This is a genomic window from Faecalibacterium sp. Marseille-Q0746 (genome assembly GCF_017377595.1).
GTDB lineage: Bacteria > Bacillota > Clostridia > Oscillospirales > Ruminococcaceae > Faecalibacterium > Faecalibacterium duncaniae.
Genome location: NZ_JAFREI010000006.1, coordinates 41,572 through 57,383 on the forward strand (window position 1 = coordinate 41,572; position 15,812 = coordinate 57,383).

Genomic DNA, 15,812 nt, shown 5'->3' on the forward strand with positions numbered 1-15,812 from the left:
CGTTTTTCTCTATTTGCAACTATTTCTAGTTACCAACTCAGTTTTCCCCGCCGTTGCTTCCTTCGGGGTGATACTGGGCGCAGGTGCACTTTTTCCACTTGAGGCCGCTGCCGCAGGGGCAGGGGTCATTGCGGCCGATCTTGATGACCCGGACAGGCTGGCCCTTGGGGGCACCCTTGACACCGGGCGCGCCGTTGCCGGGCACAAAGCCCTCGCCGGTGGGCTTGGCCACCTGCTCCCGTTTGGGGGCTGCACCGGCCTGCCGCACCTCGATGGTCAGCAGCATCTTGATGCTGGACTCACGGATGGAATCCACCATCTGGTCGAACATGTCAAAGCCCTCGATGCGGTACTCCACCACGGGGTCCTTCTGGCCGTAGCCGCGGAGGGCGATGCCCTGACGCAGCTGGTCCATGTTGTCGATGTGATCCATCCACATCCGGTCCACGCACTTGAGCAGGCAGATGCGCTCCAGCTCACGCATGACCGGTGCGCCGTACCGCACCTCTTTGGCCTGCAGGATCTGCATTCCGCGGTCGTAGAGCAGATCGGCGATGCCCTTCTGGGAGAGGCTGTCGTAATCGGCCACAGTGTAGTGGAAGTCGGCATCGGTGGTCAGCCAGCCCTGATAGTGGCGGCGCAGGGCACCAAAGTCCCACTCGTCCTTCACATCTCCGGCCAGGAACTGCTTGCAGCTGGAATCAATGTTTTCCCGCAGCATGTTGTGCATCTCGGTGCTGATATCCTCACCGTCCAGCACCTTGCGGCGCTGGCCATAGATGATCTCGCGTTGCTGATTCATCACGTCGTCGTACTTCAGCACGTTCTTACGGATCTCAAAGTTGCGGCCCTCCAGCTTTTTCTGGGCGCTCTCCAGCGTGCTGGTGATCATCCGGTTCTCAATGGGGGTATCCTCGTCCAGCTTGAGGGTATCCATCAGGTTGGAAACGCGGTCACCGCCGAACAGGCGCATCAGGTCATCTTCCAGGCTCAGGTAGAAGCGGGACGCGCCGGGGTCGCCCTGACGGCCTGCACGGCCGCGCAGCTGGTTATCAATGCGGCGGCTCTCGTGCCGCTCCGTGCCGATGATGAACAGACCACCGGCCTTGCGCACTTCCTCTGCCTCGGCGCTGATGGCCGGCTTATACTGGGCATACAGCTCCTCAAACCGTTTCCGCACCGCCAGGATCTTTTCATCGTTGGTGTCGCCGTGGCCGTCGGCCTCGGTCAGCAGGAGCTCCACCGCATTCGGGTCGGCATCCTGCGGCTTTTCGGGGTCGAGCAGGTTCTCACAGAAGTGTTCCCTGCGCATCTGGGCCTTGGCCATGAACTCGGCGTTGCCGCCCAGCATGATATCGGTACCACGGCCTGCCATGTTGGTGGCAATGGTAATGGCACCCTTTTTGCCGGCCTGCGCCACGATCTCAGCCTCGCGCTCATGGTTCTTGGCGTTCAGGACATTGAAATCGCGGGTGTACTTCTGCAGCATTTTGGCCAGCGTCTCGCTCTTTTCCACGCTGACGGTACCCACCAGAACCGGCTGGCCGTTCTTGTGGCATTCCAGCACCTGCTCGATGACAGCCTTGTACTTGCCGTTGACGGTCTTGTAGACCGCGTCCGGGTAATCCTTGCGGATGTTGGGGCGGTTGGTGGGCACGGTGACGATGTTCAGGCCGTAGATCTCGGTGAACTCGGTGGCTTCCGTCTTGGCGGTACCGGTCATACCGGACAGCTTCTTGTACATACGGAAGTAGTTCTGGAAGGTGATGGTCGCCAGCGTCTTGCTCTCGGCGGCGATCTTCACGCCCTCCTTGGCCTCAATGGCCTGATGCAGGCCCTCGTTGTAGCGGCGGCCGATCATCAGGCGGCCGGTGAACTCGTCCACAATGATGACCTCGCCGTTCTTCACGACATAGTCGATATCCTTCTGCATCACGCCGTAAGCCTTGATGGCCTGATCGATGTGGTGGGCCAGGGTCATGTTCTCTGCGGCGGCCAGATTCTCGACCTTGAAGTATTCCTCGGCCTTCTGGATGCCCTTGGCGGTCAGGGTGCAGGTCTTGTGCTTTTCATCCACGACATAATCGCCGTCGGTCTGCTCATCGGCCTCCACCTTATCTTCCAGCTCGACCACCACGCTCTTGTGCAGGGTGCGGACGAAGCGATCCACCTGAGTGTACAGGCTGGAGGAATCCTCGCCCTTGCCGGAGATGATCAGAGGGGTGCGGGCCTCATCGATCAGGATGGAGTCCACCTCATCGACGATGGCAAAGGCGTGGCCGCGCTGCACCATGTTGTCCTTATAGGTCACCATGTTGTCGCGCAGGTAGTCGAAGCCGTACTCATTGTTGGTACCGTAGGTGATATCGGCGTTGTAGGCGCGGCGGCGGGCATCGCCATCGATGCCCTGCACGATCAGGCCGACATTCAGGCCCAGCCAGCGGTAGAGCTTGCCCATCCACTCGCTGTCGCGCTTGGCCAGGTAATCGTTGACGGTGACGATGTGCACGCCCTCGCCGGTCAGGGCGTTCAGGTAGGCGGGCAGGGTGGCCACCAGGGTCTTGCCTTCACCGGTCTGCATCTCGGCAATGGAGCCGCGGTGCAGGGCAATGCCGCCCATGATCTGCACAGGGAAGTGCTTCATGCCCAGCACACGCCAGGCAGCTTCGCGGCAGACAGCAAAGGCATCGGGCAGGATATCATCCAGCGTCTCGCCGTTTGCCAGCCGCTCTTTCAGGGCCGGGGTCTGCGCCTGCAGCTCGGCATCGGACATCGGCTGATACTTTGTTTCCAGTGCCAGCACCTTTTTGGTAATGGGATTGATCTTTTTCAGCTCCCGGTCAGAGAAGCTGCCAAAGAGTTTTTCAGCAAGGGACATTGTTACACCTCATCTATCAAAAATCGGGGCGGCAGGCCGCCCAACAGCGGAAAAACCACATACTGTTTATATGATACACCAAAGCTGAAAACCCGTCAAACCCGATGGATAGATTTTATCCGTTTTTTGGGTGAACTTTCTGTTAATTTAGAAAAAAAGACCCTCTCCGGCATTGCGCAGCAATGACGGAGAGGGTCGGTCCTATACCAATGTCGCCCCCGGGCGGGGAACGTGCTCCGTCAGCAGGGTGTGCAGCTGTTCCGGCAGAGCGTAGAAATTGCCGTTGGTATATTTCCACGCCCCCACCGCGGCGAGAGCCGCCAGCAGAGCCAGCACCAGCAGCGTCATGCACACCCGGCGCAGGGGATGCCGCCTGGGCTGGGGGCCGGGCGAAACGTCCTTCTTTGCAGCCCTGCGGGCAGGCAGGAAGCCTGTCCCCTCAGCCTGAGGCTTGTTTGCCGCCGTGCGCCGGATGATATCCAGCAGCCAGAGGGCGGGGTTCTCCCCCGCCGGGACGGTGCGCAGAAAGCAGCCCTTCCTGCAGCTGAGCACCAGCACACAGTCACTTTCCCGCTCGGCACAGGCGGCGGAGAGATCCGCCCCCACCACGCGGCGGGCAGCCTGGGCCCGGGCCAGCGCCTGCCGGAGCGGGTCAGTGCAGTCTTTGGGCAGGCGGGCACGCTTTTCGATCAACGGGCCGGTCTTGGGGTTGGCATAGCTCACCGCACCAAAATCAAAGACCTTCTCGGCCCCGGGCAGGTTCTCGAGCCGGGCTTCCAGCAGGGCACCGGCGGCAGCATCCGCGCAGATGAGCAGCTTATCGTGCCGTTCCAGCGCCTCCACCACGGCGGCAGGCAGAGTGGTCTCCCCTGCCCCGTACAGGTCTGCCGAAAACGCCTGCCGCAGGGCCTGCGCGGCCTTTTTCAGCCCGGAAGAGCTCTGCGCCTGCAGGGCCACCAGCGTTTCCGCACCCCGGCTCTTCCACTGGGCTGCGGCCCGCCACTGGGGCGGAAAGTTTTCCACCGTTTTGCCCACCGCTGTGGACTGCGCACCGAACAACCGCAGCACACACCCGGTCTCCTGTTGCTGTGTCACCCTGCATTCCCCCTGCCTTTTAGTGGCCCAGGAACACCTCGTTCAGCTTGTCCAGCGCTTCGGCGCTGTGCTGTGCGTCCCGGGCAAGGGGCTCTGTGCCTGCGGGAACTTTTCCCTGTGCCAGCCGCAAGGCCAACTCCAGGGCAGCCTGCGCGGCGCGGGCACGCACCAATGCACGGTCGGGCCGGGAGACGGACAGCTTTTTTACATACACCGTCTCGCCCCGGGCCGCGCCCAGATACACCGTGCCCACCGGGCGGAGGGCATCTCCACCGGTCGGCCCGGCCACGCCGGTCACGCTGATGCCGATCTCAGCACCAGCGGCCTGGGCGGCCCCCAGCGCCATCTGGGCGGCCACGGGGGCCGACACCACATTGTACTTTGCAATGACATCCGGTTCCACGCCCACCAGCCTGGCCTTAGCAGCCTCCCAATAGGTCACAAAGCCGTAGCCGAACACTTCACTGGAGCCCGGCACCGAGGTGATACGCTGTGCGATCAGCCCGCCGGTGCAGCTCTCGGCGGTGGAGAGGGTGAGCCCCTTTTCCTTTAAGGTGCGCACCAGTGTCTCCTCCAGCCCGGCCACATCCTCATCATACACCGCATCACCCAGCAGATCATAGAACTTTTTGGCATATTCCCGGCACATTTTTTCGCCTTCCGCATCGGAAGCAGCCCGGGCGGTGATGCGGATCTCGCACTCACCGGTCTTACAGTAGATGGCAGCAGTCGGGTTGGCGTTTTCCAGCAGATCACGCACCTGATATTCCAGGCTGCTCTCGCCGCCCAGCACCCGCAGGGTGACAGAGTGCAGGGTGCAGTTCTGACGCTTCATCAGCAGGGGGCGGACGCTCTCGTTCCACATGGCCTTCATCTCGCTGGGCACGCCCGGCATCAGGACAGCACAGCGGCCCTCCTGCTCAAACCATGCACCGGGGGCGGTGCCGTGGTGGTTGATGATCTTATGCCCCTTTACAGGCACCATGGCCTGCTTGCGGTTGTTGGGCGTGGTCACCCGGCCGGAGCGGGCAAAATAATCGGTGATCTTCTCCCACTCGCTCTCGTCAAAGACCAGCGTATCGTCATAGCAGGCGGCAACGGTCTCCTTGGTCAGGTCGTCTGCCGTGGGGCCCAGACCGCCGGTGAATACCAGCAGGTCACAGCGGTTCTTTGCCTCGTTGACAAAGTCCGCCAGCCGCCCCTGATTGTCGCCGATGGTGCTCTCCCGCTGGACCGTAATGCCCAGCTCAGCAAGCTCCCGGCTCAGGTACTGGGCGTTGGTGTTGAGGATGTTGCCGAGCAGCAGCTCGGTGCCCACACTGATGATCTCCGCTGTCATGCCGCTCACCCCTCAAACTCGATCTCGTCCGTAATGCGGATGCGGATCCGCTCGGTGTTCTCAGCAGCTTCGGCCTCCAGCTCTGCCAGACCGGGCATGGCGGCTTCGGCCTCCAGGATCTCTGCCAGCTCGGGGCGGATCTTCGGGTGCGGCGGGGTGAAGATGGTGCAGCAGTCCTCATAGGGCAGGATGCTGGTCTCGTAGGTGCCAATGTGGCGGGAAGTCTCGATGATCTCGGTCTTGTCCATGCCGATCAGCGGGCGCAGGATGGGCAGATCCTGGGCGGCATCGGTGCACTGCAGGGCCTTGACGGTCTGGCTTGCCACCTGAGCCAGACTCTCGCCGGTGATGAGGGCCTCGCAGCCCTGTCTGGTGGCAATACGATTGGCAATGCGCATCATGCTGCGGCGCATCAGCACCGTGAACAGCACATCGGGGGCATTGTCCCGGATATACTCCTGCGGCTTGGTGTAGGGCACCACAAACAGGTTGGAGCTGCCGGTATAGGGGGTGATCTTCTGGGCCAGAGCTTTAACTTTCAGTTTTGCGCGCTCAGAAGTATACGGAGGGGACGCAAAATGGATGTGATCCAGGGCCAGACCGCGCTTTGCCATCCGGTAAGCGGCCACCGGGCTGTCGATGCCGCCGGAGAGCATATTCAGGGCACGGCCGGAGGTACCCACGGGCAGGCCACCCTCTCCGGGTATTTTCGGGCCGTGAATATACGCGCCGTAATCGCGAATCTCCACAATGACCTTAAACTGGGGGTTCTTCACATCCACCCGCAGGTAGTTGTGCAGCCCCAGCAGGTAAGCGCCCAGCTCCCGCATCAACTCAGGGCTGGTCATGGGGTAGGTCTTATCCGAACGGCGGGCCTCCACCTTGAAGGTCTTGATGCCGTGCAGGCTGTCGCCCAGATACTCCTCCGCAGTCCGGCAGATGGTATCAAAGTCCTTTTCGCAGACCACGGCACGGCTCAGCGCCGCCAGACCGAACACGGTGCGCACCCGGTCAAAGGCCAGATCCATGTCCACGTCCTCTTCCTCGGGCTCCATATAAAAGGTAGACTGGGTGCAGTACACCTTGAACTTGCCCACGGTCTTGAGCCGGTAGCGCAGGATCTTCATCATAGCCGACTCAAACTGGTTGCGGTTCAGGCCCTTCAGGGACATCTCGCCCTGATAGCCCATAATAATTTCACGCATAGAGTTCTCCTTAATTATCGCTGGCTCACCCTCTCCGTCAGCGCTGACGCGCTGCCACCTCCCCCAAAGTGGGAGGCCTTGGCATTCCACGCAAAGTTTCCGGTTTTGTCAAGAGCTCCCCCTTTGGGGGAGCTGGACGCGGAGCGACCTGAGAGGGTGAGGATGCTTTCCTCTTTTACTTTTTGATTCTCTGCAAATGCTTCATTCCGTCCTCGAAGGCGTTGAGGAACGCGTCCACATCCTCGGGGGTGTTGTCCGCACAGAAGGACACGCGGATGGCCGTATCAATGGCCAGCGGGTCCCTGCCCATGGCGGCAAGGGTATGGCTGGGCTGCCCCCGGCCGCAGGCACTGGCCGAGGAGACATAGACCTGCTGCTGTGCCAGATGGGCCAGCATGGTCTCGCTCTTGATGCAGTTCTCGCTGAAGTTCAGCACCTCGGGCACCGCATTGTCCGGACTGTTGATGACCACTTCCGGAAAGGCTTTCAGCCCCTCCCGCAGGCGCTGGTTCAGGGCGCGCACAGCAGCATCCCGGCTCTTCATGGTCTTGTTCAGGCGGGTGGCCGCGGCAGCAAGGCCCAGCGCATAGGGCAGGTTCTCGGTGCCGGGGCGCTTCTCCCGCTCCTGCTCACCGCCCAGATAGGGAGCCTGGAACGCCTGATACAGGCTGTCGCTCAGGTAGAGCGCACCAATGCCCTTGGGTGCGTGGATCTTGTGGCCGCTGACAGCCAGCGTGTCGATGTTCGCCAGCTTGATGGGCACCCGCATCCAGGCCTGCACGGCATCCACATGGACGATGGTGCGGCTGTTGCGGCGCTTGACCTCGGCGGCCAGACGCTCCACATCGTTCCGGGTGCCGACCTCATTGTTGACCATCATGCAGGCCACAAGGATGGTGTTTTTGTCCACATGGTCCAGCATCCGGTCGATGTCCAACGTGCCGTCCGGGCCGGGGTCCACCACGGTCACATCATAGCCCATGGCGGCCAGACGCTCCAGCGGCTTCTGCACACTGGGGTGCTCAAAGCCGGACACCACGATGCCCTTGCCGAACCTGCGGGTCAGGGCCGCGCCCAGCAGGGCCATGTTGTTGCTCTCGCTGCCGCAGGAGGTAAAATAGAGCTCCCGGCTCTTGCAGCCCAGGGTGCGGGCCACGGCGGCGCGGGCGGCATTCAGGGCTTCCTCGCTCCGGGCACCGGGGGCATACAGGCTGGACGGGTTGGCCCAGTGCTCCCGCATGGCCTTGTTGATGACATCCGCCACTTCCGGGGCCACGATGGTGGTAGCGGCGTTGTCCAGATAATGCAATTCAGGGTTTTGCAGCATAAATTTTGATTCCTGCTTTCTCAGTTACGCCAGCGGCACCCGCCGCCGACAGGATTTCATACTAAACCATGATGATTATACCACAAAGCATCTGCCGCCGTAAAGTAGCACGGCCCACTTGCACGGCCCCGCCGGGTGCTGTATAATGAGGGTAACAAACACAAAGAAAGCCGGGTGTTTTTATGGCCGATTATCAGGAATACCGCCGCCGCATCCTGCGCAAGCGCTGGCGCAGGAATTTTGCCGTTGCCGGGCTGCTGGTGCTGCTCATCCTGCTCAGCGCCGTGGGCCTGCTGTGGAAGCGCCTCCACCGGGAGCAGAGCCCTGCCGCCGTGCAGGGCCCGACCATCTTCCAGCAGGAGCTGCAGAGCAGCGAGTGGAACACCATCAGCTACACGCCCGCGCGGCGGCTGACCGTGCAGACCACCTCTGCCGGGTCCACCGCCATGGATTTCCGGCTGGCCGCGCTGGACCGCACCACCGCCGTGGACCGCAGTTATTTTGCCAACGTCTGTTTTCTGGGCGACAGCCTGACGCAGGGGATGCAGATCTATTCCAGCGGCCTGCCGGAGGCCTCTTTCTGCGCCTACCGGGGCGCAAACCCCAGCGTCGTGGTCAATGGCACCACCTGCAAGCGCTCCGATGGCGGCACCGAGGTCCCCATGGAGGTGCTGACAGCCCGGCAGCCCCCCGTGCTGTATATCCTGCTGGGCACCAACGTGCTCAACCGGGACGGGGATTATTCCAGCTTTCTCACCTACTACCGGCTCATGCTGGATATGATCTCCCAGGCCTTGCCCAACACGCAGATCTACGTGCAGTCCATTACGCCTGTCCGGCCCGAGGTGCGCAGCAGCCATCCCGGCCTGTACAAAGAGCGGCTGTGCGAGATCAACAATGAGCTGGCTGCCATTGCGCTGGAAAAGAACTGCGCTTTTCTGAACCTGTGGGAAGCCCTTGCCGACGACAATGGTGACCTGAAAGCCGAATACGCCCAACCCGACGGCATCCACATCAAGCCCGAGGGCTACCCCGCCTGGGTGGAATATCTCGCCACCCACACCGTGGGCCAACAGACGGCTTAAGCTGAATATTCGTATAGAAAAACCGCCCTTCCGGTATCAAACCGGAAGGGCGGTTTTGTCATACAAACAGGAACGGGGAACGGCATCTAAACCGTTCCCCATCGATTGGTATTTGGCAGGCGTGGCGTTCTCCTGCATCTCTCAGAGCCTAAGCCCTTGTCGTTACCATCGGCGTGTGGCTGCCACGAAATTGACCACCTCAAATACCTTTCTTATCCTATGTTTAGGATACCACATTTATCCCTTTTTGTAAAGTATCTCACTCTGACGCAAAAGACGACGGAAGCGTTTCTGGCTGATGCTCCACATCGTGATAATAGAGTTTTTGTATTCTTCCGGATCACTGGAAACTTTCAGCCTCAGAATAATTTCTGCATAACATCTTATAGTTGATTTGTATATAGAAAAGGGAGAGTGGCCTAACACAGGGATTTCATAGAATGGTATTTTGATTTGCCAAACAATAAAACTAAATGTTTTCATTGTTTGACCCGGCCAAGGCAATCAAGTAAGATTTCCGTTATATCTTTTGTTGCTATCGCCGGTTTGTCACTCATAATTTCCCAAACAGGGTTATTGCTACATTCTCCAGAAAAATATTTTCGGGCGCATTCTACTACACCCTTTATATTTTTTGTGTTCAACATAACATCAAAAGCTTCATCGAAAAGAAGCATATCATATTTTGTAGGTTTCTCTTCTTCAAGGTCAACCTCAAAAAGTCGAATTTGCGTTCTCTCTTCTTCCGATTTCTGAGCCCAGCCAGCTTCATATAACACTTTATAATATTCAATATTGTCGAAATAGTAGCTGCAATTTAAACGGCTTGGAAGAAAAGAAAATTCGGTTTCTCTTACAAATTCAAAGATTCCTTCAACACACCATTTTACATATTCACGCCATTCATCACCTTGCAATTTCATCGACGCAATCGTTGTTTCGAGACACTGTTCAGATTGTTCTAATGTGCTGATAACCTCTCTACAACGAATTTCATTTCTCTTGTATCCAGCTTTTAATTTATCCCCAACTTGCAGTGTCTGACTCATGTGGTAAGCTTTCATCTTTTTCTCCACCGCTTCCGATTTGTTGAGCTAAAAAGTCCCATACCCAGCACCTTAACGGTGCGGACATGGGACTTCATATTTTTTCAATCAGAACAGCCCCGTGATCTTTCCCTCAGCATCCACGTCGATATTGACGGCGGCGGGCTTCTTGGGCAGGCCGGGCATGGTCATAATGTTGCCGCAGATGACCACCACGAAACCGGCACCGGCGGCAAGGCGGACTTCCCGCACCTCCATGGTAAAGCCGGTGGGCGCACCCGTCAGCTTGGCGTTATCGCTGAAACTGTACTGGGTCTTGGCGATACAGACCGGCAGGTCGCCGTAGCCCAGTTCTGTCAGTTCGGCCAGTGTCTTGGAAGCGGCGGCGCTGAAATTCACACCATCGGCACGGTAGATTTTTTTGGCGATGGCTTCCACCTTCTGCTTCAGGGGCATCTCCAGCGGGTAGACGTACTGGATGGGACGATCCTCCATGACCTCCAGCACCTTCTCGGCCAGAGCCTTGCCGCCCTCGCCGCCCTTGGCGAACACCTCGCTCAGGACGCAGGGCACGCCCTGCTCGGCGCAGACCTGTTCAACGTATGCCTGCTCCTCCGGGGTGTCAGTGGGGAAGGCATTGATGGCCACCACCACAGGCAGGCCAAAGCCGTTCTTCAGGTTGTCGATGTGGCGCACAAGGTTGGAGGCACCAGCCTTGACAGCCTCGAGATTCGGCTGGTTCAGGTCAGCCTTGGCAACGCCGCCGTGGCTCTTGAGGGCACGGACAGTGGCCACCAGCACGCAGGCGCTGGGGGCGATGCCGGCATAGCGGCACTTGATATCCAGGAACTTCTCGGCACCCAGATCTGCACCGAAGCCTGCCTCCGTGATGACGTAATCGGCCAGCGAGAGGCTGAGCTTAGTGGCCATGACGCTGTTGCAGCCGTGGGCAATGTTGGCAAAGGGGCCGCCGTGGATGATGGCGGGGTTGTTTTCCAGCGTCTGAACGAGGTTCGGGTCAAGGGCATCCTTGAGCAGCGCGGTCATGGCACCGGCGGCACCGATGTCGCCAGCCGTGACGGGCTTGCCCTCGTAGGTGTAGGCGCAAACGATCTTCGACAGCCGCTCCTTCAGGTCGGAGATGCTGGTGGCCAGGCAGAAGATCGCCATGACCTCGCTGGCAACGGTGATATCAAAGCCGTCCTCACGGGGGGTACCGTTGACCTTGCCGCCCAGACCATCCACGATGAAGCGGAGCTGGCGGTCGTTCATATCCATGCAGCGCTTCCAGGTGATGCGGCGGGGATCGATGTTCAGGGGATTGCCCTGCTGGATGCTGTTGTCGATCATGGCAGCCAGCAGGTTGTTTGCGGTGCCGATGGCATGCAGGTCACCGGTAAAGTGGAGGTTGATATCCTCCATGGGCACCACCTGGGCATAACCGCCGCCGGCCGCGCCGCCCTTGACACCGAACACGGGGCCAAGGCTGGGCTCACGCAGGCAGAGCATGGTCTTTTTGCCCAGAGCGTTCATGGCATCGGCCAGGCCCACGCTGGTGGTGGTTTTGCCCTCGCCTGCCGGGGTGGGGCTGATGGCCGTGACCAGGACCATCTTGCCCTGCCTGGATGCCTTGTGGATGAGGCGGTGGTTGATCTTGGCCTTGTAGCGGCCATAGGGGATCACATCCTCATCGGCAAGGCCCAGCGAGGCAGCGATCTCGGTGATGGGCTTCATTTTGGCTTCCTGTGCGATCTCGATATCAGACTTCATGCTCAAATCCTCCCTGAAATGCAAAAAGGGCAGCTTTGCGCACCAATAGCGCAAGGCTGCCCAGACGGTCGGCGTAACAAAACCCGGTTTTGTCTGCACTGTGGTGCTCCACAACGTTCCGTCAGCAGGCAAACCCGTTCTTCTGGGTCAAAGATATCACATCTGCCCGTGGTTTGTCAAGCAGAAACTGTCCGCAAAGAAAAATCTGCCTGTACGGCCCCTGCGGCTTGCATCCATCCTGCCAGATGTGTTATACTAAAGTGTATCAAACGATAGGGAGGCTTTCACGATGCCATTTACACCGAAACTGACTTATAAAGGCAAGCCCCTCGTCCGTAAGGACAACGAGCTGTATTACGGCCGTATGACCGACCCCTATGTGCTGCGGATGCAGATCCTGAGCACCAAATCCGTGGGCGGCATGGATGTGGCCGATAAGGTACACATTCAGGTCTTTTCCACCAACGACAGCCTGGCCCCTGAGGCCCGCGTGTTCCGCCAGACCACCAAGAATGGCCTGTACAACGCACTGGACATTGGCAGCATCTGGCTGCAGAAGGCAAACGAGACCCGCTGAACGGCATAAAAAAGGACCGTCTCCCGCTGAGGAGACGGTCCTTTTTGTTGTGCTTTACTCTTCGGTCACTTCAAAGTCCAGGGGCTTGCCGCAGCCGGGGCACTTGGGTGCGCCATCCAGCAGGTCGTCCTCCTCAAACACAGTGGTCTGACCACAGGCGGGGCAGGTCACCTCGTACTGCACGGGGCCTTCCTCCTGCTCCTCGTCCTCATCCTCCAGCGCGACCTCAAAGGTCACGCCGCAGTGGGCGCAGTTTGCTTCGCCCGCGTCCAGGTCGTCCTCGCTGACGTAAACGGTCTCGCCGCAGTTGGGGCAGGTCACCTCATAGAACGGCTCACTGGCGATATCATCGTCATTGTCGTCCTCTTCGGTATCCTCTTCCTCTTCTTCGGGCTCCTCGTCATCCTCATCGTCCTCATAGAGGTCGGCTTCCAGATCCTCCAGCTCCTCGCTCAGGTCGTTGATCTGGTCGTAGGCGCGGGTCACATCTTCATCGATGCCGTCCACAGCCTCTGCCAGTTCGCCCAGCAGCTCGCTCATGGCCTTGATGACCTTGCCCTCTTTGGTGGTCTCGTCGATGCCCAGGCCCTCGATCAGGCCCCGCAGGTATGCAGCCTTTTCCTTCATAAGAATGACCTCCTATTTAAAATAACCTCTCAGGCCGCTCCGCGGCCAGCTCCCCTAATAGGGGAGCCCTTGGCATAGCGGAAAACTTTCCGCCGCACGGTGGTTCAGCCTGTGAAGCAAAAACCGGGCACACGGTTGCCCGCTGCCCGGTCTGTCGGTAAATTAGACGCGCTCCATATACTCGCCGGTGCGGGTATCGATGCGGATGTGGTCGCCCTCGTTGATGAACAGAGGAACGCGGATCTCAGCACCGGTCTCGACAGTAGCGGGCTTCAGGGTGTTGGTGGCGGTGTTGCCCTTGACACCCGGCTCGGTCTGGGTGACTTCCAGCTCGATAAAGTTGGGGATCTCAACGCTGAAGACCTTGCCCTTATAGCTCAGCAGCTTGCAGGGCTCATTCTCCTTGCAGAACTTGAAGTTATCGGGCACATCGGAAGCGTTGACGGGAATATCGTCGTAGGTCTCGTTGTCCATGAAGTGGTACAGATCGCCATCCTCATAGCTGTAAGTCACGTCCTTGCGCTCGATGAAAGCCTGAGGGAACTTTGCGGTCGGGTTGTAGCTGGTCTCAACCACAGAGCCGGTGATCACGTTCTTGGTCTTGGTGCGGACAAAGGCAGCGCCCTTGCCGGGCTTCACGTGCTGGAACTCAACGACCTGAAGAACCTGGCCGTCCTGCTCAAAGGTCACGCCGTTGCGAAACTCGCCTGCAGAAATCATAGGAATTCCTCCATTAGTAAAATCTCATTGATGCTTAACGCATATCTCTATTTATTTTACTCAATCCCGCATGGTTTGGCAAGGGGTTTGAGCAAAAAAGACGATAAAATCAGAAAAAAAAAACACGGACCAAACCTCTCCGTCATCCCTTCGGGATGCCACCTCCCCTAGTAGGGGAGGCCTTGGCAGCCGGGTGAAGCTTTCTCTTTATGCCAAAGGCTCCCCTACAAGGGGAGCTGGCGGGCGCAAGCCCGACTGAGAGGTTGTACAAAGACAAGCCTCAAAAAATCGCTTCATTGTTTTCGCATCCTCCGCCTGCGTACCGGCGCTCTCACAGATGATGACAGGTGCAAGCCCGCGCTCGGCCAGCAGCTCCATCAGGGGCTGGGGTTCGGGGCCGAACTGGGTCTCGGCAAAGGTCCAGTGCCGCTTTTCACCGCCCTTGGAATACTCGATGCGGGAAAAGTGGACATGGAACTGCCGGGCCCGCGCATCCCCCAGCGCCTCCCCGATGCGGTCAAGGATAGCGGCATAATCCGCCTTGGAGCGGATGCCGCCCAGCGTCCGGGCGTTGAGGTGGCCGAAGTCGATGCAGGGGGTGATGCGTCTGTCCACCCCGCAGAGGGCCAGCACTTCTTCCAGCGTGCCCAGCTGGCCGATCTTTCCCATCGTCTCAGGGCAGAGGATGATCTCGGCAAAGCCCGCTTCATCCAGCGCGTCCTGCGCCCGTTTCAGGGTGTCCAGCGCTTTTTCCAGAGCAGCTTCCCGGCTCTGCCTGCCGCAGCTGCCGGAGTGGAAGATGACCCGCCTGCCGCCCAGCGCCCTGCAGAGCGCCGCGCTCTGGAGCAGATAGTTTACGCTGTTCAGCCGCTTTTCCTCATCCAGGCTGGAGGCACTGATATAGTAAGGCGCGTGAACGCTGAACAGAATCCCCCGGGCGGCGGCATCGTCAGCCATCTGCCGGGCCTTGTCCAGCCCCAGCCGGACTCCATGGCCGCACTGGTATTCAAAGGCATCCAGCCCCATTTTTTCGGTATAGGCCGGAATGTCCAGACTGTTCTTATACCCCATGGCCGTGAAACTGTCGCTGGTGCCTGCAGTGCCGAACCGGATCTTCCACTCACTCACAGGGTCTTACCTCCCCGGTCGTAGTATTCCTGCCAGTGTTTTTTCTCCCACTTGCGCTTGAGCACCACCTGTGCCCCGAGATCCGGTCCGCGGGGGATGACCATCAGGCCCGGGATGCCATAGAGCGCCGCCGCCATCCGGTCGGCATAGAGCTGGTCGCCCACCATGGCCATTTCCCGGCGCTTCACCTGCATCCGGCGGCGGGCCACTCCCAGCGCAAAGGGCAGGGGCTTGGCGCTGCGGTAGAGGTAGGCAAGGCCCAGCTTTTCCGCAAAGGGGCGCACCCGCTTTTCGGCACCGTTGGAAACGATGGTCAGCTTTACGCCCGCCCTGCGCATGGTTTCCAGCCACCCGGCCACTTCTTCCGGCAGCTCCTGACTGCGGTCGGCGGTCAGGGTGTTGTCGATATCCAGCACCAGCGCCCGGATGCCCTTTTGGGCCAGCCACTCCGGCGTGATATGGGTAACGTCCTTAAAAACATATTCGGGGGTAACTAACATACAGAACCCTCTCTTTGCCTTTCACAGGCTCACCCTCTCAGTCCGCTTCGCGTCCAGCTCTCCCAAAGGGAGAGCCTCTGGCGAAACCAATAACTTTGCACGGATTGCCAAAGCCTCTCCCCTTGGGAGAGGTGGCATTGCGCAGCAATGACGGAGAGGGCGAGGATGTTTATCTTTTTCATAAATGAAAATAGGAGAGCCTGAGTTTCAGGCTCTCCTACATCGGCGTTAGCAACGCGTTTGAAATCTAAAGCAACGTGCGATTTCAAGCAGTTAATTACTTGAACTTGCGCTTGCGGGCTGCTTCGGACTTCTTCTTGCGCTTAACAGACGGCTTCTCGTAAGCCTCGCGCTTACGAACCTCTGCGAGCACACCGCTGCGAGCGGTGCTGCGCTTGAAGCGACGCAGTGCGCTTTCCAGCGACTCGCCCTCTTTAACACGAATTTCCGACATCTTATTCCCTCCCTTGGACCGTGAGGCAGGAATTTCGTTGTTACATGGTAACTAACAGTAG

General features: G+C 59.2%; 14 protein-coding genes and 1 riboswitch. Of the genes, 2 read left to right on the forward strand and 12 right to left on the reverse strand.

Annotated features, from left to right (window positions below; genetic code table 11):
- Positions 1-37: 37 nt before the first annotated feature.
- The 5 genes from secA to J3351_RS05040 form a co-directional block, all read right to left on the reverse strand.
- Positions 38-2,878 (reverse strand): preprotein translocase subunit SecA, encoded by a 2,841-nt coding sequence (gene secA, locus J3351_RS05020; RefSeq protein WP_207697234.1) that lies wholly within the window; start codon positions 2,876-2,878, stop codon positions 38-40.
- 201 nt (positions 2,879-3,079) lie between these two features.
- Complete coding sequence (locus J3351_RS05025; protein WP_207697235.1) at positions 3,080-3,973, reverse strand: CinA family protein; 894 nt, start codon at positions 3,971-3,973, stop codon at positions 3,080-3,082.
- Positions 3,974-3,992: 19 nt separating this feature from the next.
- Positions 3,993-5,312: a competence/damage-inducible protein A gene (locus J3351_RS05030; RefSeq protein WP_207697236.1), complete on the reverse strand. Its 1,320-nt coding sequence runs from the start codon at positions 5,310-5,312 to the stop codon at positions 3,993-3,995.
- A gap of 5 nt (positions 5,313-5,317) precedes the next feature.
- Positions 5,318-6,517 carry a tRNA uracil 4-sulfurtransferase ThiI gene (gene thiI, locus J3351_RS05035; RefSeq protein WP_005932913.1) on the reverse strand — a complete coding sequence of 400 codons (1,200 nt, stop codon included), beginning with the start codon at positions 6,515-6,517 and terminating at the stop codon, positions 5,318-5,320.
- Between the two features lie 175 nt (positions 6,518-6,692).
- Positions 6,693-7,844, reverse strand: a complete 1,152-nt coding sequence (locus J3351_RS05040; protein ID WP_156064986.1) for a cysteine desulfurase family protein — start codon at positions 7,842-7,844, stop codon at positions 6,693-6,695.
- A 182-nt stretch (positions 7,845-8,026) separates the two neighbouring features.
- On the opposite strand from J3351_RS05040, the gene J3351_RS05045 reads away from it, so the two are divergent.
- A complete protein-coding gene (locus J3351_RS05045; protein ID WP_156068723.1) occupies positions 8,027-8,929 on the forward strand; it encodes a GDSL-type esterase/lipase family protein in 903 nt (300 codons plus the stop codon).
- 479 nt (positions 8,930-9,408) lie between these two features.
- Here the strand turns inward: J3351_RS05045 and J3351_RS05050 are convergent, their stop codons facing one another.
- Together J3351_RS05050 and J3351_RS05055 are read right to left on the reverse strand one after the other, a co-directional pair.
- Complete coding sequence (locus tag J3351_RS05050; RefSeq protein ID WP_035394109.1) at positions 9,409-9,993, reverse strand: hypothetical protein; 585 nt, start codon at positions 9,991-9,993, stop codon at positions 9,409-9,411.
- Positions 9,994-10,083: 90 nt separating this feature from the next.
- A complete protein-coding gene (locus J3351_RS05055) occupies positions 10,084-11,745 on the reverse strand; it encodes a formate--tetrahydrofolate ligase (RefSeq protein ID WP_197036298.1) in 1,662 nt (553 codons plus the stop codon).
- Between the two features lie 51 nt (positions 11,746-11,796).
- Positions 11,797-11,884: riboswitch (ZMP/ZTP riboswitch) on the reverse strand.
- A 150-nt stretch (positions 11,885-12,034) separates the two neighbouring features.
- Here J3351_RS05055 and J3351_RS05060 point away from each other — a divergent pair.
- Entirely contained in the window at positions 12,035-12,322 is a 288-nt protein-coding gene (locus tag J3351_RS05060; RefSeq protein ID WP_005932907.1) for a hypothetical protein, read from the forward strand.
- 54 nt (positions 12,323-12,376) lie between these two features.
- On the opposite strand, the gene J3351_RS05065 is transcribed toward J3351_RS05060, so the two are convergent.
- The 5 genes from J3351_RS05065 to rpsU form a co-directional block, all read right to left on the reverse strand.
- Positions 12,377-12,949, reverse strand: coding sequence for a CD1247 N-terminal domain-containing protein (locus tag J3351_RS05065; protein WP_207697237.1), 573 nt, complete (start codon positions 12,947-12,949; stop codon positions 12,377-12,379).
- 162 nt (positions 12,950-13,111) lie between these two features.
- A complete protein-coding gene (gene efp, locus J3351_RS05070; RefSeq protein ID WP_005932902.1) occupies positions 13,112-13,669 on the reverse strand; it encodes an elongation factor P in 558 nt (185 codons plus the stop codon).
- Positions 13,670-13,876: 207 nt separating this feature from the next.
- A complete protein-coding gene (locus J3351_RS05075) occupies positions 13,877-14,797 on the reverse strand; it encodes a TIM barrel protein (RefSeq protein WP_156069165.1) in 921 nt (306 codons plus the stop codon).
- Entirely contained in the window at positions 14,794-15,297 is a 504-nt protein-coding gene (locus tag J3351_RS05080; protein WP_156061865.1) for a YqeG family HAD IIIA-type phosphatase, read from the reverse strand. The genes J3351_RS05075 and J3351_RS05080 overlap by 4 nt, the downstream gene beginning before the upstream one ends.
- Before the next feature lie 277 nt (positions 15,298-15,574).
- Positions 15,575-15,751 carry a 30S ribosomal protein S21 gene (rpsU, locus tag J3351_RS05085; protein WP_005928271.1) on the reverse strand — a complete coding sequence of 59 codons (177 nt, stop codon included), beginning with the start codon at positions 15,749-15,751 and terminating at the stop codon, positions 15,575-15,577.
- Positions 15,752-15,812: the final 61 nt, after the last annotated feature.